This is a genomic window from Burkholderia sp. E168m22 (genome assembly GCF_001319805.1).
In the GTDB taxonomy this organism is placed as follows: Bacteria; Pseudomonadota; Gammaproteobacteria; order Burkholderiales; family Burkholderiaceae; genus Burkholderia; species Burkholderia orbicola.
In genome coordinates, this window is record NZ_BBSK01000097.1 from 80,593 (window position 1) to 100,094 (window position 19,502).

Here is a 19,502-nt window from a genome sequence, read left to right on the forward strand (position 1 = left end):
GCGGCTCGGACACCCGCCTCGAACGGCAGCATGTACAGTTCATGCAACGTCCGGTCGTCGACGTTTTCCGAGATGGTCATCCGGTTCGTTTCCTGCTCGTTCGCGACGAGATGCTTCGCCATCGCGATCATCCCGTGCGACTGAACCGCCTGAATTTCAGCGACGCCCAGCGTGCCGGTCAGATACGGGTCCTCGCCCATGTATTCGAAATTGCGGCCGCCGACGGGCAATCGGGCCAGGTTCATGCCCGGTGCTTCGAACACATGAAGCGCGAGGTTCGCGCCTTCCTTGCCGATCACGTCGCCGAATTGCGTCGCCACCGCATGGTCGAACGATGCCGCCACCGCGATCGCGGACGGCAACGCAGTGGCTTTCGCGGACGCGGCACTCGTCAACGCCGCCGCACCGCTCGACGCCGAGCCGGCGGGAACGCAATCGTTCTGGCCGATCCCGACCGGGCCATTCGTGATGCGCAGCGTCGGGATGTGGTATTTCGGCAGCCCGGGAATGTGACGTGCACCGAAGCATTGCGGGAGCTCGGCGATTACGCCGGGGCCGCCCACCAGTTGCGCCTCCTTGTCGGGCAATGCCATTGCCGCCACGAGCAAGGCGGCGCGCTGCGCAGGCTTCAACGACGTATCCACCCAGTTTCTCGATGGTCTGCTTCAGGCGGAACTCCACTTCCGGCGAGAAGCGCTTGGTCCCGTTGACATATTTCGATACGGTCGCGACAGACACCCCGGCTGCCATTGCCACGTCCCGGATCGTCGCGTTCGCGCCTTTTTTCATATGTGTGGAATGTCTTGTATGGGAACGCCGAGTCGCTCGAGCATTTCACCGAGGTTCCAACGGAAACGGCTGCGGAGTCGCACCGGTAGCCTCCACGGCCGCGCGAACGCCGCCGCGCCCGCTGCCCGCGCCTTCAGCAGCAGTCCGTACGATATGGCGATATGCGGTCGGTGAATGCCCGGACATGCGCTTGAACGCGTTACTGAATGCGCTTTCGGACGAGTAACCGAGCGACTGCGCAAGCAGGGCCACCGGGATGTCCTCGTCGCGCAAACGGCGCTCCGCAAGACGCATGCGCCACTCTCCCAGATAGGTCAGCGGCGCGACACCGGCGCTCGCCCTGAAGTGAGAAGCGAACGTGGTCCGTGACATCGCACACGCGGCGGCAAGCTCATCCAGATGCCATGAACGCGCGGGGTCGCCGTGCATCAACCGCAGTGCGGGTGCGATGCGCGGGTTGCCGAACGCGCGCAGCCATCCCGTCAAGGACGCGGACGTTTTCAAATGGGCGCGCAATATCTGAATGAAGAGCAGCTGTGAAAGCTGGGCCGATACGAGTTGCGCGCCGGGCAGATCGGCCGCACGCTCTTCCACGAGTTGCTCGAGAAGCCAGCGGACCTTCACTGCCTGCGGCGATGCGGCCGGTACGTGAATCCATGGCGGCAGAACGTCCGACAGCAAGCTGCCGGTGACCGGATCGAGCAATACGTGCCCGCCGATCTGCGCGAATTCATCGCCGTTGCCGAGTTTCACCGTCGACCTTCCGGCGCCCGAGAACAACGCCATCGCGTCGACGGGTGGCACGCAAGGATCACTTGCGAGGACGAACGAGCGTTTCGCCGTCAACAATCCGACGTCACCGCTTCCAAAGCGGATAGGCGTTTCTTCTCCGTCGATGGAGACCCAGCACGTGCCCTTCACCACCGCAAAGAACTTGATCTTGTCGGGTGCCGGAAATCGCACAGCCCAAGCGCCGCCGGCGGAGAAGCCTCCCGTCGCCAGCGATTCGGCGTTCGTGAGCCTCAGGATGTCGGAGAAGGGGTCGTCACTCATCATCGTACTGTCGCGCAAGTAAATCGCACTATAGAGCATTAACAATGCTGCAGGCCGGGCCTTAACCTTCCGGTTCTTCGTCCCGGACAATCAACGACATGAACAGCAATACCCACGATGTATCGGTTCTCGTCACGGGCGGCACCGGCTTCATTGCACAACACTGCATCCTGGCGCTGCTGAATCGAGGCTATCAGGTACGCACCACCGTTCGCTCGCTCGCACGCGAGACGCAGGTGCGCGCACAGCTCGAAAGAGGCGGCGCGGAACCCGGAGGCCGTCTGTCATTCGTCGAGGCGGATCTCCTCGCCGACGACGGCTGGCAACAGGCCACTGCCGGCTGCACCTACGTCGTACATGGCGCGTCGCCCACGCCCACCGGCACGCAGACGAGCGAAGACGACTGGGTCAAGCCCGCCGTGGCAGGCACGCTGCGTGTGCTGCGTGCGGCGCGGGACGCCGGCGTCAAGCGCGTCGTGCTGACCTCCGCTTTCGGCGCGATCTGCGCCGGGCATGGGCCAATGCGCCGCCCCTTCGACGAGACCGACTGGAGCAACCTGGCGGCCGCCGATGTCTGGCCTTATCAGAAGTCGAAGACCTTGTCGGAGCGCGCGGCCTGGGATTTCGTCGCGCGAGAAGGACGCGGCATGCAACTGTCCGCGATCAATCCGGTGACGGTTCTCGGCCCCGTGCTCGGCGACGACTATTCGCATTCCATCCGCCTGATCAGGGGCATGCTGGACGGCCAGCCCGGCAATCCGCGAATCAATTCCGGCTTCGTCGACGTGCGCGATGTCGCCGACCTGCATGTGCGAGCCATGACCCACGAAGCCGCGGACGGCGAGCGCTTCATTGCCATTGCAGGCGAAAGCATGTGGCTCGCCGAAGTCGCGCAAGTGCTCAAGGCGCGCATGGGGGACGCCGCGCGCCATGTGTCGACCCGGGTGCTGCCCGACTGGCTGGTACGCATCGGCGCGCTCAGGGATCCCGCGCTGCGCGGATCGCTGCCGCTGCTCGGCCGCAATCTGAACGCCACCAGCCAGAAGGCCATCAGCTTGCTCGGCTGGTCGCCCCGCCCGCGCGAGGACGCCATCGTCGCCACGGCCGAAAGCCTCGTGCGCCTCGGGCTACTGCGCGATGCCGGCCGGCGATAGCATGCGCGCCACCTGCCTCCGCCGAGATCTTGTTTCGGCCTGACGATACGACGGGCAATAGAATGCGCTGCCGGGGCCTGTCAGCAACCTGCGGGGCGTTTACTGAAGTCGTCGGAAGCCAGAAATGGCGGAAGGCAGCCAGAGTCGAACTGACCCGGGAGTGTCTGACACCCCCAACCGGGTTTGAAGCCCGGCCGTACCACCGGATACGAATGCCTTCCGCGGGAAAAAGAAACCGAAGAACAACGAGCGCCTACGCCTGAATACCCGCCCAACCGCTGTCAGGCCGCAGGTAGTGAAGATCGCGGTGGAAGCGAGTATACCCAACCCGATCGAAGAACTCGAGAATCTGGATCGCGCGCTTGCGACCGAGCCCCGTCGCGTCGCGGAACGTCGCGGCATCGAGCCCGCCGCCGCGCGACGGCGCGAGATGCGCGACCAGCTCCGCCAGCTCGCGCGCGATGTCCGCGTGATAGAACAGGTCGCGCACGACCTGGTGCACGTCGCCGCGCCGCGCAAGCTTGCGCAGCAGCGTGCGCACCGCATCCTCGGCCGCACCCGTGTCGCGGGCCAGGTCGCGCACCCACGGCGGATCGAAGCGCCCCGCGTGGATCAGCGGCAGCAGTTGCCGCGCCAGCGCTTCCTCGCGCGGCTCGAGGCTCACCGAATGCGACGGCAGATGCAGCCACGGCCCGCTGCGCGCGACCTCGCCGCCCGTCACCAGCGCATCGACGAGCGCGCGCCACAGCGTATCGCCGACGAGCGGCGCAGCCATCCGTCGCAGGCGTGCGGCGTCGAGCCCCTGCTCGTCGGGCATGCGTTCGTGGTACGCGCGCAGCGTGTCGACCGCCCGCGTCTGCAAGGCCCGCCAGTGCGCATGCGAAATCACCGCGCCTTCGTTCGCCGCGGCATCGCGTTGGCCGATCGCCAGCGCATCGTCCGGCAACGCCAGCGCATCGGGTGCGAATCCCGTCAGATGCGTGAGCGTCGCGCGCGCCATGCCGAGCGGCGCCTGCGCGAGCAGCGCATCGAGGCGCCCTTCGTCGAGCCACGCCGCGAGCGCATCGAGCCACGCGCGGCGCGCCGGCGTACGGCGCTTGCGGGCCGGCCCGAACGGATCGAGCACGCGGCCGCCGCCGACGGTGCGCGTCGCCTGCGGATTGCGGACGATGAAGCGGTCGCCCGGCAGCGCGAACACCGGCTCGTCGAATACCAGTTGCACGCGCATCCGCTGGCCGGCGGCGAGCGTGTCGCCGTCCAGCAGCGCGACGTGGGCCACGCGATGCAGCGTGCCGAGATGCACGTGCAGCGGCGCCCAGTGCGTCAGCGTCAGCCCGGCGTCCGCGAGCAACGTCAGCTCGACGTCCAGGCGCGGCGACGTCGCGACGAGCCGCGCATCGGCGACGGTGTCGCCTCGCTCGATGTCTGCCTTGTCGACGCCGGCCAGGTTCAGCGCGCAACGCTCGCCCGCGCGGCCGGCCTCGACCGGCCGGTTCTGCGCATGGATGCTGCGCACGCGGGCCGCGCCGCCCGTGCGCACGATCGCGAGCGTGTCGCCGGTCGCGACGCGGCCCGCGAACGCGGTACCCGTCACGACGGTGCCCTGCCCGGCGAGCGTAAACACGCGATCGACCGCGAGCCGGAACAACCCGTCGTCGCGACGCGTGCGCCACGCGATCGCCGCGTCGGCCAGGTGCTGCTTCAACGCGGCGACGCCGGAATCGTCGGCCGCCGTTGCACGCGTTTCGAAGATCGGCACGCCGGCCAGCGTCGAGTCGTGCAGCCAGACGGCGATCTCGTCGCGCACCTCGGCAACGCGCGCGGCATCGACGCGATCGCATTTCGTCAGCGCGACGGCGCCATGCGTGACGCCGAGCAGTTGCAGGATCGCGAGATGCTCGCGGGTCTGCGGCATCACGCCGTCGTCGGCGGCGATCACGAGCAGTGCGAAGTCGATGCCGCACGCGCCGGCGGCCATCGTATGAATCAGCTTCTCGTGGCCCGGCACGTCGATCAGGCCGAGCACGTCGCCGTTGCCGAGCGGCGTATACGCGTAGCCGAGTTCGATCGAAATGCCGCGCGCCTTCTCTTCCTTCAGGCGATCGGTGTCGACGCCCGTCAGCGCACGCACGAGCGTGGTCTTGCCGTGGTCGATGTGCCCCGCGGTCCCGACGATCATGCAGCGGGCCCCGCGAGCGGCACGCATTGCGCGACGAACGCCGCTTCGTCGGCTACTTCGAGGCAGCGCAGATCGAGCCGCAGCGCGTTGTCGGCCACGCGGCCGATCACCGGGCGCGGCCATTCGCGCAGCCGTTTCTCGAGCTGTGCGAGCGCGCGGCCGCTGCGCTTGCCGTCCGCCGAGCGCACCACGAGCCCGGCGCTCGGCAACTGGTCGACCGGCAGCGCGCCGCTGCCGATCTGGCTGAACATCGGTTCGACCGTCACGTCGAAACCGCTGCCGAACGCAGCCTGCAACGCAGGCCGCACCCGTTCGGCCGCTTCTGCGATCTCGCGCTGCGGGCGCGTCAGCAAGCGCAGCGTCGTGAGGCGCTCGCGCAGGAATTCGGGCGACTGATACAGGCGCAGCACCGGTTCGAGCGCCGCGAGCGTCAGCTTGCCGACGCGCAGCGCACGCTTGAGCGGATGCTTCTTGATCTTCGCGATGAGCGCGCGATCGCCGACGATCAAGCCGGCCTGCGGGCCGCCGAGCAGCTTGTCGCCGCTGAACGTGACAACGTTTGCGCCGGCGGCGACGGTTTCCTGCACGGTCGTCTCGTGCGGCAGCCCCCATTGCGACAGGTCGGCCAGCGTGCCGCTGCCGAGATCGACGGCCACCGGCACGCCGTGCTCGCGCGCGAGCGGCGCGAGTTCGGCGAGCGTCGCCTCCTTCGTGAAGCCGCTGATCGCGTAGTTGCTGCAGTGCACCTTCATCAGCAGCGCCGTGCGCGGACCGATCGCATCCGCGTAGTCGCGCAGATGCGTGCGGTTGGTCGTGCCGACCTCGCGCAGCTTCGCGCCGGCGCGGCTCATGATGTCGGGAATGCGGAATGCGCCGCCGATCTCGACCAGCTCGCCGCGCGACACGACGACTTCCCGCTTCGTCGCGAGCGCCGACAGCGTCAGCAGCACGGCCGCCGCATTGTTGTTGACGACGGTCGCGGCTTCCGCGCCCGTCAGTTCGCACAGCAGAGCGTCGATCAGGTCGTCGCGATCGCCGCGACGGCCGGTAGCGAGATCGAACTCGAGGTTGACGGGCCGCGTGAGCACGTCGACCACCGCGCGCACCGCGTCGTCGGGCAACAGCGCGCGTCCGAGATTCGTGTGCAGCACGGTGCCGGTCAGGTTGAACACGGTGCGCACGGCGCCCGCATTCTGCGCGGCCAGGGTACGCGCGACGGCGGCGGCAATGCGCGGCTCGTCGAGCGGCTCGGCCGCCGCGGGATCGCGCTGCGCGGCCGTGCGCCAGCGTTCCAGTTCGGCGCGCACGGCGTTGAGCACGCGCGTGCGGCCATAGTCGGCGACGAGCGGCTGCAGCGGCGCCGACGACAGCACGCGCTCGACCGACGGCACACGCGCCAGCACGGCATTCAGTTCATTCACACCCGGTTCGGTCACGTCGTTGTGGCTCCAGTCTCATGCTTCGCAGTCGGCCGGGGACGGCGCTCGCGCACCGCCCCGGCCCCGTGCCGTCAGTCCGCTTCCCGCGACACGTCCGGCCACAGCAGCGGGTTCGGCGAACTGCGCTGGTAGCCGGCCTCGTTCATCAGCAGGTCGAGCGTGAGACTTGCGAGATCGTCCGCCAGCGGCTCGAACTCGTAGTCCTTCTCCTGATAGCCGATCTTGCGATAGGTCTTGCACTCGTCGCACGATTCGGCCTTGACGGCTTCGCTGCCGCCTTCGATCCCGTGATACGCGATGCCCTTCGTCGAATCGCAGTGCGAGCACTTGGTGCGCACCATGTGCCACTCGGTCGTGCACAGCCCGCACTGCAGGAAACGGTAGCCCTGATACTGGCCGCCGACCCGCACGACGCTCGCGACCGGATGCGTGCCGCACACCGGGCACAGCCCCGGCTGGTCGAGATACGGGACATCGGTGGGCGTCACGCGGCTCGCGAGGTCAGTCCATACGACCTGCAGCGCGGCCATCAGGAACGGCGCGGTGGCCGGATCGACCTCGGCGAAGCGCAGCGCGAGGATCGCATCGGCCTGCGCGTCGAGCTCGGCGGGCGCCATCAGGCGCAACCGGTCGAGCAGCTTCGCGAGCTGCGGGTTGACGAGCCCGGCGCTTTCGACGCGGTCGAGCAGTTCATACAGCACGGCGCGCCAGCGCGCATCGCGTTCGCCGTCGAGCGCCGGCACGAGCGGCATCGAATGTTCCTGCGCGCGTGCGATCGCTTCCTTCGACGGCAGCGGCAGCTCCAGCGCCTGCAGCGTCGCGTGCTGCGCGTCGGCGACGGTGGCCATCAGCCGCAGGTAGCCGCTGATCGGGTTCAGGTCGGCCAGCTTGCGCAGCCGCGCGGCGCGCGCCGCGAACGCGGTCGCGCGCTCCGGCAGGCGAAAGCGCGGAATGGCCGAATGATCGAGTGCCGAGATCTCGGTCGGCTCCAGAATGCGTTGTGTCACGAAAATATCTTCCAAGGGGGCTGTTTGCGCATGGAACGCGCATGCGTTGCCACGAGAAGGGCCGCTCGCGAGGCGCGCGACGCAGCGAATACTGACGTATTCGCAAGGAGCGCAACGTGGCGAGCGGCCCTTCTCGTGGCAACCCGTGTCTAATTATCCATTTTAGGGGAATGCCCGAAATCGCCCACATGGCGGCGTCGCTCGTCACTTGTTTGGCTCGGCCAAACGGCGCTCCTCACTCCTTGCCCTGCGGGCGATTTCGGGCATTCGCATGCGCGTTCCATGCGCAAACAGCCCCCAACTAAGCGCCGACGAATCGGCGCTTTCGGGCGATTCCTGCGGGGGCGGAGCAGCACGCCGCAATCGGCGTACCGCCCCGCTCCGCTGCGTTATTTCACGCTTTCACGGAACCACTTCGGGTGATGCTTGCGGGCCCAGCCCAGCGTGACGGTGCCGCGCACCATCGCACCGATCGAACCCTTCACCCACAACGCCGCGTAAATGTGCACGATGATGCTCGCGATCAGCACGAAGGCCGCCACGGCATGCACGACAGCGGCCGCGCGGATCACCCCGATCGGGAAGTAGAACGAGAAGTAGCGCCGCCAGATCACGATTCCCGACAGCAGGAGCAGCAGCAGGCACGCCACCAGCGTGAAGAATAGCAGCTTCTGTCCGGCGTTATAGCGCCCGACCGCCGGCAGCTTGTCTTCCTGGTTGGTCAGCACGTCGCCGATCTGCTTCAGCCATTGGCGATCGTCCGCGTCGAGCGCATTGTGGTGCCAGAAGCGCACCACGAGAATCGCGAACGACACGAACATCACGAGGCCGACGAACGGATGCAGGATCCGCGTCCACTGGCCGCCGCCGAACAGCGCGGTCAGCCAGAACATCGACGGATGGAACAGTGCGAGCCCGGACAACGCGAGCAGCACGAACGTGATCGCGGTGATCCAGTGGTTCGTGCGCTCGTTCGGCGTGTAGCGGACGATCAGGTTGGGGTCGTCGTGGTTCATTTCGCGTCCTCCTTGATGCGTCGTGCCTCGTCGCGGGCAGCGGCTTCTTCCTCGTCGGTGACCTCGTTCGGACCGACCCGCGTGTAGTGGAAGAACCCGGCCAGCGCGGTCAGCGCGAGGCCCGCGACCGCGAGCGGTTTCGCGATGCCCTTCCACAGCTTCACCATCGGGCTGATCGACGGGTTGTCGGGCAGCCCGTGGTACAGCGACGGTTTGTCCGCGTGGTGCAGCACGTACATCACGTGCGTGCCGCCGACGCCCTGCGGGTCGTACAGCCCCGCATGCTCGAAGCCGCGCTCCTTCAGGTCCTCGATCCGCTCGGCCGCGTGCTGCTTCATGTCCTCCTTGGTGCCGAACACGATCGCGCCCGTCGGGCAGGTCTTCACGCAGGCCGGTTCCTGGCCGACCGCGACGCGGTCGGAACAGAGCGTGCACTTGTACGCGCGATGATCCTTCTTCGAGATCCGCGGCACGTTGAACGGGCAACCGGTCACGCAGTAGCCGCAACCGATGCAGTTCTCCTCGTGGAAGTCGACGATCCCGTTGTTGTACTGCACGATCGCGCCCGGCGACGGGCACGCCTTCAGGCAGCCCGGGTCCTCGCAGTGCATGCAGCCGTCCTTGCGGATCAGCCACTCGAGGTCGCCCGCCGGGTTCTCGTATTCGGAGAACCTCATGACCGTCCACGAATGCTCGCTCAGGTCGGCCGGGTTGTCGTACACGCCGACGTTGGTGCCGACTTCGTCGCGCAGGTCGTTCCACTCCATGCATGCCGTCTGGCATGCCTTGCAGCCGATGCACTTCGATACGTCGATCAGCTTCGCGACGCTCCCGGTCACCGGTTCGCGCACCGTGGGCGGTGGCGTCGTGGTGGCCGAGACCCGCTTGATATCCAGCGATTGCAATGCCATCTCTTCCCCCTTACGCCTTTTCGACCTTCACCAGGAACGACTTGAATTCCGGTGTATAGGAGTTGCCGTCACCCACGGACGGAGTCAGGGTATTGGCGAGATAGCCGGGCTTCGTCAGACCCTTGAAGCCCCAGTGCAACGGGACGCCGACCGTCTGGACCTTCTTGCCGTCGATCGTCAGCGGCTTGATCCGCTTCGTCACGAGGGCGACCGCGATGATGTAGCCGCGCTTGGACGACACCTTCACGCGCTCGCCATGCGCGACGCCGACTTCCTTCGCGAGGTCTTCGCCGATCTCGACGAATTGCTCGGGCTGGATGATCGCGTTCAGCCGCGCATGCTTGGTCCAGTAGTGGAAGTGCTCGGTCAGCCGGTACGTGGTCGCCACGTGCGGGAAGTCCGCCACCTTGCCGAACGACGCGCGGTCGTCCGGGAACACGCGGGCGGCCGGGTTGTTCAGCGCCAGCGGGTTGTTCGGGTGCAACGGGTTCGCGCCGAGCGGCGTCTCGAACGGCTCGTAGTGCTCGGGGAACGGACCTTCGTTCATCCCCGCGCGGGCGAAGAAGCGCGCGACGCCTTCCGGATTCATGATGAACGGCCCCATCCCGTTTTCGGGCGGTTCGTCCGCCTTGAAGTCCGGCACGTCGGCGCCCTTCCACGCGCTGCCGTTCCAGCCGATCAGCTTGCGGGTCGGGTCGAACGGCTTGCCCGCGACGTCGCACGACGCGCGGTTGTACAGGATGCGCCGGTTCGCCGGCCACGCCCACGCCCAGTTCAGCGTCTGGCCGATGCCGGTCGGGTCGGAGTTGTCGCGCCGCCCCATCTGGTTGCCGGCCTGGGTCCACGCGCCGCAGAAGATCCAGCAGCCGCTCGCGGTCGTGCCGTCGTCCTTCAGTTGCGCGAACGCGGCGAGCTGCTCGCCCTTCTTCACGAGCGTCTTCGCCGGGTCCTTCGGATCGGGCAGATCGGCGAGCGCTTTCCCGTTGAACTCCATCGCCAGTTCCTCGGGCGTCGGGCTCTCCGGGTTCGCGTACGGCCAGGTCAGGTTCACGATCGGGTCCGGATACTTGCCGCCGTCCTTCTGGTACAGCTTGCGCATGCGCAGGAACAGCCCCGACATGATCTCGAGGTCGCTCCTCGCTTCGCCCGGCGGCTCGGCGCCCTTCCAGTGCCACTGCAGCACGCGGCTCGAACTCACGAGCGAGCCGTTTTCCTCCGCGAAGCAGGTGGTCGGCAGACGGAACACCTCGGTCTGGATCTTCGACGCATCGACGTCGTTGTAGTCACCGTGGTGCTTCCAGAACTCGGACGTCTCGGTCGCGAGCGGATCCATGATCACGAGCCATTTCAGTTTCGCGAGACCCGCCGCCGTCTTCACCTTCGACGGCGCCGCCGCGAGCGGGTTGAAGCCCTGGCAGATGTAGCCGTTCATCTTGCCGGCATTCATCAGCTCGATCGCCTGCAGCAGGTCGTACTGCTTGTCCAGCTTCGGCAGGTAGTCGTAGGCCCAGTTGTTCTCCGCGGTGGCCGCGTCGCCCCACCACGACTTCATGAAGCTGACGTGGAACGCCTTGTAGTTCTTCCAGTAACTGAGCTGGTTCGGCCGCAGCGGTTCCTGCACGCGCTTCTTGATGTACGCGTCGAAATCCTGCTCGGCCTGCATCGGCAGCGTCATGTAGCCCGGCAGCAGGTTCGACATCAGCCCGAGGTCGGTCAGCCCCTGGATGTTCGAGTGGCCGCGCAGCGCGTTCATCCCGCCGCCGGCGATGCCGATGTTGCCGAGCAGCAACTGCACCATCGCGCCGGTGCGGATGATCTGCGCGCCGATCGAGTGGTGGGTCCAGCCGAGCGCGTACAGCACCGTGCCGGCGCGGCCGGGCACGGCCGTGGTCGCGAGCATCTCGCACACCTTCAGGAATTTCTCCTTCGGCGTGCCGCAGACCTGCTGGACCATCTCCGCCGTATAGCGCGCGTAGTGCTGCTTCAGCAGGTTGTATACACAACGCGGATGCTGCAGTGTCGGATCGACCTTCGCGAAGCCGTCGTCGCCGCGCTCGTAGTCCCAGCTCGATTTGTCCGGGTACGCGTGCTTCTCGGCGTCGTAGCCGGAATAGATGCCGTCGTTGAACGCGAAATCCTCGCGCACGATGAACGAGAAGTCCGTGTAGTTCTTCACGTACTCATGCTGGATCTTGTCGTTCGTCAGCAGATAGTTGATGACGCCGCCCAGGAAGACGATGTCGGTGCCGGTGCGGATCGGCGCGTAATAATCGGCCACCGAGGCCGTACGCGTGAAGCGCGGGTCGACGACAATCAGCCGCGCCTTGCGGTGCGCCTTCGCCTCCGTTACCCACTTGAAACCGCACGGATGGGCCTCGGCTGCATTGCCGCCCATCACGAGAATCACGTCCGCGTTCTTGATGTCGACCCAATGGTTCGTCATCGCTCCACGGCCAAACGTCGGGGCAAGACCTGCCACCGTCGGGCCATGTCAGACACGCGCCTGATTGTCGAATGCGAGCATCCCGAGACTGCGGATGGTCTTGTGCGTCAGGTAGCCGACCTCGTTACTGCCCGCCGACGCAGCCAGCATGCCGGTCGTGAGCCAGCGGTTGACCTTCGCGCCGTCTTCGGCCGTCTCGACGAAGTTCGCGTCGCGGTCGGCCTTCATCAGCTTCGCGATGCGGTCGAGCGCGTCGTTCCACGAAATGGGTTCCCACTTGTCCGAGCCGGGCGCACGATACTCGGGGTGCGTCAGGCGGTTCGGGCTGTGGATGAAGTCGATCAGGCTCGCGCCCTTCGGGCACAGCGTGCCGCGATTGACCGGGTGGTCGGGATCGCCTTCGATATGGATGATGCTCGGCTGCGCATTCTTCGCGCCGTCTCCGAGGCTGTACATCAGGATGCCGCAACCCACTGAACAGTAAGGACAGGTGTTGCGCGTTTCGACGGTGCGCGCCAGTTTGTACTGTCGGACTTCGGCCAGCGCTTCGGACGGAGAAAAGCCCATCAGGGCAAGACTCGATCCGGCAAGCGACGTGGCCGTCACCTTCAGGAACTGGCGCCGGGACATTTGTAGCATGGCGGTCTCGGCGTTATTGTGGGGTGGGGTACGACTGAAAGGAATTATAGACAGTTCAGGCAACTATGATCGAATCCTCGGATCAATACCGATTTGTCCGATTAACTGAGATGATCCGCGTTCCGCGCGCAACCGAACCGTCATGAAACGACAGATCACTTCCGAAGCCACCCGCCTCGCCCAGCAGCAGGCCAACTGGGCCCTCACCGCGTTCAAGCGCTTCTCGTCCGACCGCTGCTCCGCGATGGCCGCGGGCATCGCGTTTTTCTCCGCGTTCTCGCTCGCGCCGACCCTCGTGATGGTGATCGCGGTGGCCGGCTGGTTCTACGGCGACGACGCCGCGCGCGGCCAGGTGTTCGAACAGGCGCACCAGCTGATCGGCGACGACGCGGCGGCCAGCATCCAGACGATCGTGCAGAACGCGCACCGCGCCGGCGAGCGCGGCGGCCTCGCCACGCTGATCTCGTTCGCCGCGCTCGCGATCGGCGCGTCGGCCACGTTCGCGTCGCTCAGCGCCGCGCTCAGCGTGATCTGGCCGGCCACCGAAAGCCGCTGGTCGAGCATGCTCGGACTGGTGCGGGTCCGGCTGATCTCGTTCGGGCTCGTGCTCGGCGTCGCGTTCCTGCTGATCGTGTCGCTCGTGCTCGACACCGCGATCACCTTCGTGGGCACCTGGCTGCTGGGCGATTCGCCGTACGTGGTCGTCACGAACCTCGTGCAGTTCTTCGTCGGCATCGCGGTGCTCGCCGCCGCGTTCGCGTCGTTGATGAAATTCCTGCCCGATGCGCGCGTCGCGTGGCGCGACGCCGCGATCGGCGGCATCGTGTCCGCGATCCTGTTCTCCGGCGGCAAGAAGCTGTTCGCGCTGTATCTCGCGCATGCGGGCACCGCGAGTGCGTTCGGCGCGGCCGGATCGTTCGCGGTCCTGCTGATGTGGCTGTACTTCTCCGCGATCGTGCTGCTGCTCGGCGCGGAGTTCGCGGCGGCCCGTGGCAACGCGCATCGGCCGGCCGAGCATGCGGCGCCGGCCGCGCCGGCTCCAGCCGCTCGACCCGGTCACGCCGACGATCGCCCGCGCGACGACTGATTGCGCCGCCCTGAAACGGGCCGCGCATCGATCTCGCGCGCCCAGGCACACCCTCCCGCTCCCTTGCAACCCCGGTGTCCGCCGCGCATTCGCGCGGCGTCGACGCTTTCTTTACACGTTGGCGCACGCACACCTGCAACCGCAAACGTTTGCACACCCTCTTTTCCTTGCTGCAACGGGCCGAAACAGGGGTTGTGTCGCCATGCACGTCAGCTATTGAAACAATCGCAGCGCAGCAATTGTCAACTATTTCATAAACAGGAACAGTCTCTGATGTGCTTGATATATATGGACTTTTTCCTGCTGTTACCTTTTCGAGACACTTTATTTTTTAAGCTTTCTTGCGTGTATGGCACTGAGCTATTCTCCAATCCGCAACAAATAACGATGAATCACTTGCGTGGAGAAACTCAACGATGAAGAAACTTGCTCTCTCGACCCTCTCGCTCGCCCTGCTGGGCGCGGCCGGCGCTGCTCAAGCTCAGTCGAGCGTCACGCTGTACGGCGTGATCGACACGTCGATCACCTATGTTCACGGTAACGATGGTCAAGGTAACAATTCGTGGTCGATGGGTAGCGGCAACCTGCAAGGCAGCCGCTTCGGCCTGAAGGGTTCGGAAGACCTCGGTGGCGGCCTGAAGGCGATCTTCCAGTTGGAAAACGGCTTCAACTCGGCATCGGGCGCACTGGGCCAGGGTGGCCGCATGTTCGGTCGTCAAGCCTTCGTCGGCCTGCAAAGCGACCAGTACGGTACGCTGACGCTGGGTCGCCAGTACGACCCGCTGGTCGACCTGGTCCAGGCAGTCACGGCTGACAACTACTTCGGCAGCGTGTTCGCCACGCCGGGTGACGTCGACAACAACGACAACAGCCTGCGCGTCAGCAACGCGATCAAGTACACGTCGCCGGTCTGGGCAGGCCTCCAGGTCGAAGCGCTGTACGCACTCGGCGGCGTCGCCGGCTCGACCGGCAAGGGTCAGACGTGGGCGGCAGCGGCAGCGTACAACAACGGCCCGCTCGGCCTGGCTGCAGGTTACTTCCACGCGAACAACTCGGCTCCGCTGAGCGCAGTTGGCCAGCGCACCGGCTGGGCCGGCACGTCGGACGCGATCTTCGACGGCTCGGGTAACTTCATCAACAACGCGTACACGTCGGCATCGTCGATCGGCATCGCGCAAGTCGCTGGCCAGTACGCATTCGGCCCGGTGACGTTCGGCCTCGGCTACAGCAACGCGCAATACAAGGCGGATGCGAACTCGGGCTTCGGCACGAACCAGAAGTACAACACGGGTCGCGCATTCGTCACGTACCAGGCATCGGCACCGCTGCTGCTGGGCGTCGGCTACATCTACACGAAGGGCAGCGGCCAGACGGACGCCAAGTACCACCAGGTTTCGCTCGGCGCGGACTACTCGCTGTCGAAGCGTACGGACATCTACCTGGTTGGCGCGTACCAGCACGCAAGCGGCAAGAACGCCGACGGTACCGATGCGCAAGCGTCGGTCGGCTCGTACGGCATCGCCGGCAAGAGCTCGCAGGAAATCGTCGCACTCGGCCTGCGTCACAAGTTCTAAAAACGAAGTATCCGGCGTGCCTGGCGTCTCCGACGCCTTGCCGCCGACCTGGAAAGCCAGCCCCGGTTTCGGCCGCGGCTGGCTTTTTTTCGTCCGCGCCCCGTGGCAGGCCGACATCGCCTGCAGGGCCGCCGCGCCCGAGCCGACACCCCGACATAGGTGGGCACGCCCGCAGCGGCGCCTGGCGGCTGCAAGGTGCCCGCGACACCGTTTCCTACGCCCGGCGAGGTCGCCGTTTCCCGGCAGGACGACTACTATCCGCACAGCCGGCATCGCCGGCTCAACCGAAGCGGGATTTGTTTGCGCCGCGTGCCGATTTCGGCAGGCGTCGTCCGTCGTATCGATGGCGGCACATGGTTTGCCCCGGACCCATACAGACAGGAGACTCGTCATGACGATTCAGAAGATCACGCCTTTTCTCTGGTATTCGACGGAAGCCGAAGAAGCAGCGGCCTTCTATGCCGGCATCTTTCCGGATTCGCGCATCGTGCGCGTCACGGCGGTGCCCGGCACCGACAGCACGCGGATGGTCGAATTCGATCTGTTCGGGCAGCCATTTTTTGCGATGAGCCACCCGCGCACGGAGGCGTTCAACCACACGATCTCGCTGCTCGTCAGCTGCGCGGACCAGGCGGAACTCGACCGCTACTGGAGCGCCCTGCTCGACAACGGCGGCACGGCCGACGGCTGCGGCTGGTTGCGGGATCGTTATGGCGTGTCATGGCAGATCGTTCCGGAGGCGCTCATTCCGATGATGGCCGATCGCGACGCGGTCAAGGCGGGACGCGTGGCCGCCGCGATGATGCAGATGACCAAGTTCGACGACGCCGCGCTGAAGGCAGCCTTCGCGGGCACCGCGGGCTGACGGAGCGCGTCGGGCCGCACTCGCGTGACGCCGCGCCGGGTCGTCTGCACGGGCTCGGCTCGACGGGCTGCGCGTGTAGCGGGCTTGCATGCGTTTGCTATCCGTGGGCCGACCGGTAACCCGGTGGCGTACGTCATTGGCGTACGTCGTTTGCGTACGTCGCTGGCGCCCGTCGCTACGCCGACAGCATCGACTCGACCGTCCGCCGCGCGTAGCCGATGAATTCGGCCAGCGGTCCGCCCGACAGGATTGCCGCGCCCGCTTCGCCATCGAGATAGGCCGCTCGCGCAGCGGCTACGATCGGCCGGTGCACGTCCGGCAGGCGCTCCAGCACCCACGTCGCGGCGACGTCCTTCGGCGCGATCGCGCCGGTCGCGGCGCTGTACCAGATGCGTGCGAGCGCGAGCACGATGTTGCACGCGTCGCCACGCCAGTCCGGTTCGGCTTCCCACTGCGCAACGGTCGCGCGCGGGCACCGGCTCGAACAGCACGTCCGCAGGCGGCCCGACCAGTGCGACACCGTGCTGCCGCGCCTTCGTCAGCAGGATGGCCAGATCGTGATCGACCAGCGGCGGCTCGACGATGCCAGCTTCCAGATCGCCGCGCAGCCATTCGCCGAACTGCAACTCGCGTCGCGCCGGATGACGCCACGGCACCACGTCGTCGTGCGCGACGACGGTGACCTCCAGCGCGCGCATGCCACCGCTGCAACCGGGCGGCGCCGACGCGCCGAGCAGGTCCGACAGCAGTGCGCGTCGCACCGCTTCGTCCGGGCGCACCGCGACCGTCACCAGCAAATCGATGTCGCTGCGCGGTTTCAGGCCGCCGTCGAGCGCCGATCCGAACAGATGGACCGCTTGCAGCGTCGCACCGAGGTGCCGTTCGATCACGGCGCGCGCGGCGGCGAGCTGTGCGGCGATGTCGTGCGGAATGAAGCCCGTCACGACGACAAACCTGGCGATGCGCGCCCGACGGAGCGCGAAGAAACAACACCCGGGCAGCGCCATCGCGCGCGTCGACTTCCCCGCTCCCGATTCGCCGACGATGTCGAGCGTTTCGCCCTGCCGCACCGACACCGACATGCGTCGCGCGAACGAAGCTCGCCGCTCGGCGATGGGGATGCAGATGCGCGACATACGATCCGCCGCGTGCCACGCGTCAGGCAACCCGTCATCGCGACGCCGCCTGTTCGCTACCGCGCGCTTTGCGCGGCGCAATAAAAATCCCCGCACGCTTTCGCGTACGGGGATCTCGGGACATCGCAACGGCTGCCGACATGCATTCGGCAGTCGTTGCGCGGCATTACGCCGCCGCGTCCTTCAGCTTCTTCAGCGCACGTGCCTTCACGCGCACGCTGGCCGGCTTCGCCGGGAACCAACGCTCTTCGCCCGTGAACGGATCCTTGCCGAAGCGCTTCTTCTTCGCCGGCACGACTTGCGCCGTGATCTTCAGCAGACCCGGCAGCGTGAACTCGCCTGCGCCCTTCTTGTGGACCGAGCCCAGCACGACGTTCTCGAGTGCGACGAGCACTGCCTTGACCGCCTTCACTTCGACAGCTGCGCGCTCAGCGATGTGCGTTGCGAGCGATGCCTTCGTGAACTTGTCCTTCAGCGGCGTCGGAGCAGCCGGTGCTGCCTTCGCGACAGCCTTCTTGGCCACTACTTTCTTCGCGGGCGCAGCCTTTTTGGCAGCCACTTTCTTGGTCGCCGGTGCGGCAGCCTTCTTGGCCACCTTTTTTGCGGAAGTCGCCATGTTTCTCCTACCAGGTGTGGTCGTTGGATACACGAAGCGTGCAACGCGCGCGCTTCAACGCCGGATTCTACAAGCGCCTTGACGCTTCGTGCAGTACTTTTATGCGTTTTCGCGGGGTTTCCCGCAGGTTTTGTTGCGCGCGACCGACTTCATCGACGCTCGAGCATCCAAAAACACCTTCACGTATGGGCTCAAACGTGTCCGAACGCGAATTACGTTCGATATTTGCGCACCTATACTGGGCACGCTCAATGCCCGGATGCCTCCATGCGCGAAGTCAGATACGTCAAAGGACTCGACGGCCTGCGAGCCCTCGCCGTCATCCTCGTTTTCCTGTCCCACAAGGGCCATGTCCTTGCCGTCGACGTCGGCAAGCTCGGCGTGTGGACGTTTTTCCTCATCAGCGGATTCCTGATCGTCGGCGAGTTGCATCGCAACCGCCAGGCGGTCGAGCGCGGCACCATGACGCGCCGTCACGCACTCGCGCTGTTCCTCGCGAAGCGCGCGCTGCGGATCTTTCCCGTGTATTACCTGCTGCTCGCCGCGCTCGCGATCGCACACGCGCTGTTCTACCAGCGCGGCGTCAATCTCGGGCTCGCATGGCACGCGGCGTTCCTGTCGAATTACTGGATCGGCGTCGTCAAGGACGGCTGGCCCGGCTCCACGTCGCACTTCTGGAGCCTCGCCGTTGAACAGCAGTTCTATCTGATCGCACCGCTCGCGCTGCTCACGGTGCCCGCCGCGCGACACGTCGCGCTCGGCGTCGCGGCCGTCGTGCTGTGCGCGATCGCGCATCTCGCGCTCTACCTGTCGGACGCGTCGCCGGTGCTGATCTACGCGTTTTCCCCGTGGAATTTCGCGCTGATCGCGCTCGGCGGCGTCGGCGCGATGGCGCTCGCCGATCGCGGCGCGACGGCCGCGCGCCGCGTGCCGCCCGGCTGGCTCGGCGCGGCAGGCGTCGTGTTCTTCCTCGTGCTGCCGGCGTTCACGGCGCTGCCCGATGCGGTCGCGGGGCTCGCGGATCTCGGCCTGTCGGCGTCGCTCGCCGCTCTGATGCTGTGGATCGTCAGCGCGCCCGAGCATCCCGTCGTCGCGCTGCTCGACTGGGCGCCGCTCGCCTATCTCGGCACGATCAGCTACGGCTTCTATCTGTTCCACAACCTGATTCCGGCGCGCTTCGGCGCACTGCCCGCGTCCTTCGCGCACGTGCCGATGCCGGAGATCGTCCGCGACGCGCTGCCGGAAATGCTGCAATTCGCGCTCGCCGTGCTGCTCGCGCACCTGTCCTGGCGTTATCTCGAAAAGCGGCTGCTCGACTTCAAGAAGCCGATCGCCGCGCTGCTGGCCCGGCACTTCGCCACGCAGCCGAGCGCGTCGCCGCGCTGAGCGGCACGCGAAAGCGACGTACGGCGAAAGCCGGACGGGAACGCTTCGATATCGGCGACACCCGAGGGCCGGCTGCATGGCAGCCGCCGCTGCGTCATCGCGCGACACCCGTGCGAGTGTCGTGCATGCCGCGCAACCCCTCCACCGATCCGGTCACGCGGCGCATGCTTCGGCACCGGTTTCACGCGCGACGTCCGGCCTCGTCGGT

The 19,502-nt window shown here is 66.4% G+C and carries 13 protein-coding genes, 1 tRNA gene and 4 pseudogenes; 5 read left to right on the forward strand and 13 right to left on the reverse strand.

What is annotated here, in order from left to right; all coding sequences use genetic code 11:
• Positions 1-62: 62 nt before the first annotated feature.
• From AP428_RS35655 to AP428_RS22220, 3 genes and pseudogenes are all read right to left on the reverse strand, one after another.
• Positions 63-593, reverse strand: a pseudogene (locus tag AP428_RS35655) (glycoside hydrolase family 3 N-terminal domain-containing protein); the annotation flags it as partial.
• Positions 594-642: 49 nt separating this feature from the next.
• Positions 643-789 (reverse strand): annotated as a pseudogene (locus tag AP428_RS35660) (LacI family DNA-binding transcriptional regulator); the annotation flags it as partial.
• 45 nt (positions 790-834) lie between these two features.
• Positions 835-1,881: an AraC family transcriptional regulator gene (locus tag AP428_RS22220; protein ID WP_011548068.1), complete on the reverse strand. Its 1,047-nt coding sequence runs from the start codon at positions 1,879-1,881 to the stop codon at positions 835-837.
• Positions 1,882-1,940: 59 nt separating this feature from the next.
• Between AP428_RS22220 and AP428_RS22225 the strand changes: the two genes are divergently transcribed.
• Positions 1,941-2,996, forward strand: a complete 1,056-nt coding sequence (locus tag AP428_RS22225) for an aldehyde reductase (RefSeq protein ID WP_011694684.1) — start codon at positions 1,941-1,943, stop codon at positions 2,994-2,996.
• A 125-nt stretch (positions 2,997-3,121) separates the two neighbouring features.
• On the opposite strand, the gene AP428_RS22230 is transcribed toward AP428_RS22225, so the two are convergent.
• The 7 genes from AP428_RS22230 to fdnG form a co-directional block, all read right to left on the reverse strand.
• Positions 3,122-3,217, reverse strand: a tRNA-Sec gene (locus tag AP428_RS22230).
• Between the two features lie 32 nt (positions 3,218-3,249).
• Positions 3,250-5,175: a selenocysteine-specific translation elongation factor gene (selB, locus tag AP428_RS22235; RefSeq protein ID WP_011548070.1), complete on the reverse strand. Its 1,926-nt coding sequence runs from the start codon at positions 5,173-5,175 to the stop codon at positions 3,250-3,252.
• Positions 5,172-6,611 (reverse strand): L-seryl-tRNA(Sec) selenium transferase, encoded by a 1,440-nt coding sequence (selA, locus tag AP428_RS22240; RefSeq protein WP_011694683.1) that lies wholly within the window; start codon positions 6,609-6,611, stop codon positions 5,172-5,174. The genes selB and selA overlap by 4 nt, the downstream gene beginning before the upstream one ends.
• 74 nt (positions 6,612-6,685) lie before the next feature.
• Entirely contained in the window at positions 6,686-7,621 is a 936-nt protein-coding gene (gene fdhE, locus AP428_RS22245; RefSeq protein ID WP_012338470.1) for a formate dehydrogenase accessory protein FdhE, read from the reverse strand.
• A gap of 389 nt (positions 7,622-8,010) precedes the next feature.
• The gene (locus tag AP428_RS22250) at positions 8,011-8,637 is read right to left on the reverse strand and encodes a formate dehydrogenase subunit gamma (RefSeq protein ID WP_011548072.1); all 627 of its coding nucleotides are present in this window, start codon (positions 8,635-8,637) and stop codon (positions 8,011-8,013) included.
• Positions 8,634-9,548, reverse strand: coding sequence for a formate dehydrogenase subunit beta (gene fdxH, locus AP428_RS22255; RefSeq protein WP_006479309.1), 915 nt, complete (start codon positions 9,546-9,548; stop codon positions 8,634-8,636). Before fdxH ends, AP428_RS22250 begins: the two co-directional genes overlap by 4 nt.
• Positions 9,549-9,558: 10 nt before the next feature.
• The gene (fdnG, locus tag AP428_RS22260) at positions 9,559-12,630 is read right to left on the reverse strand and encodes a formate dehydrogenase-N subunit alpha (protein WP_079999363.1); all 3,072 of its coding nucleotides are present in this window, start codon (positions 12,628-12,630) and stop codon (positions 9,559-9,561) included.
• A 142-nt stretch (positions 12,631-12,772) separates the two neighbouring features.
• Between fdnG and AP428_RS22270 the strand changes: the two genes are divergently transcribed.
• The 3 genes from AP428_RS22270 (at position 12,773) to AP428_RS22280 (ending at position 16,156) form a co-directional block, all read left to right on the forward strand.
• A complete protein-coding gene (locus AP428_RS22270) occupies positions 12,773-13,717 on the forward strand; it encodes a YihY/virulence factor BrkB family protein (protein ID WP_011548074.1) in 945 nt (314 codons plus the stop codon).
• 416 nt (positions 13,718-14,133) lie between these two features.
• Complete coding sequence (locus AP428_RS22275) at positions 14,134-15,291, forward strand: porin (RefSeq protein ID WP_011694681.1); 1,158 nt, start codon at positions 14,134-14,136, stop codon at positions 15,289-15,291.
• Between the two features lie 391 nt (positions 15,292-15,682).
• Positions 15,683-16,156: a VOC family protein gene (locus AP428_RS22280; protein ID WP_011548076.1), complete on the forward strand. Its 474-nt coding sequence runs from the start codon at positions 15,683-15,685 to the stop codon at positions 16,154-16,156.
• Between the two features lie 175 nt (positions 16,157-16,331).
• On the opposite strand, the pseudogene AP428_RS22285 reads toward AP428_RS22280, so the two are convergent.
• From AP428_RS22285 to AP428_RS22290, 3 genes and pseudogenes are all read right to left on the reverse strand, one after another.
• Positions 16,332-17,100: pseudogene (locus AP428_RS22285) on the reverse strand (AadA family aminoglycoside 3''-O-nucleotidyltransferase).
• Between the two features lie 48 nt (positions 17,101-17,148).
• Positions 17,149-17,238, reverse strand: a pseudogene (locus AP428_RS37230) (ATP-binding cassette domain-containing protein); the annotation flags it as partial.
• Positions 17,239-17,458: 220 nt separating this feature from the next.
• The gene (locus AP428_RS22290; protein ID WP_011548077.1) at positions 17,459-17,908 is read right to left on the reverse strand and encodes an HU family DNA-binding protein; all 450 of its coding nucleotides are present in this window, start codon (positions 17,906-17,908) and stop codon (positions 17,459-17,461) included.
• A 267-nt stretch (positions 17,909-18,175) separates the two neighbouring features.
• Between AP428_RS22290 and AP428_RS22295 the strand changes: the two genes are divergently transcribed.
• On the forward strand, positions 18,176-19,294 hold the full coding sequence (locus AP428_RS22295; protein WP_011548078.1) for an acyltransferase: 1,119 nt from the start codon (positions 18,176-18,178) through the stop codon (positions 19,292-19,294).
• Positions 19,295-19,502 lie beyond the last annotated feature (208 nt).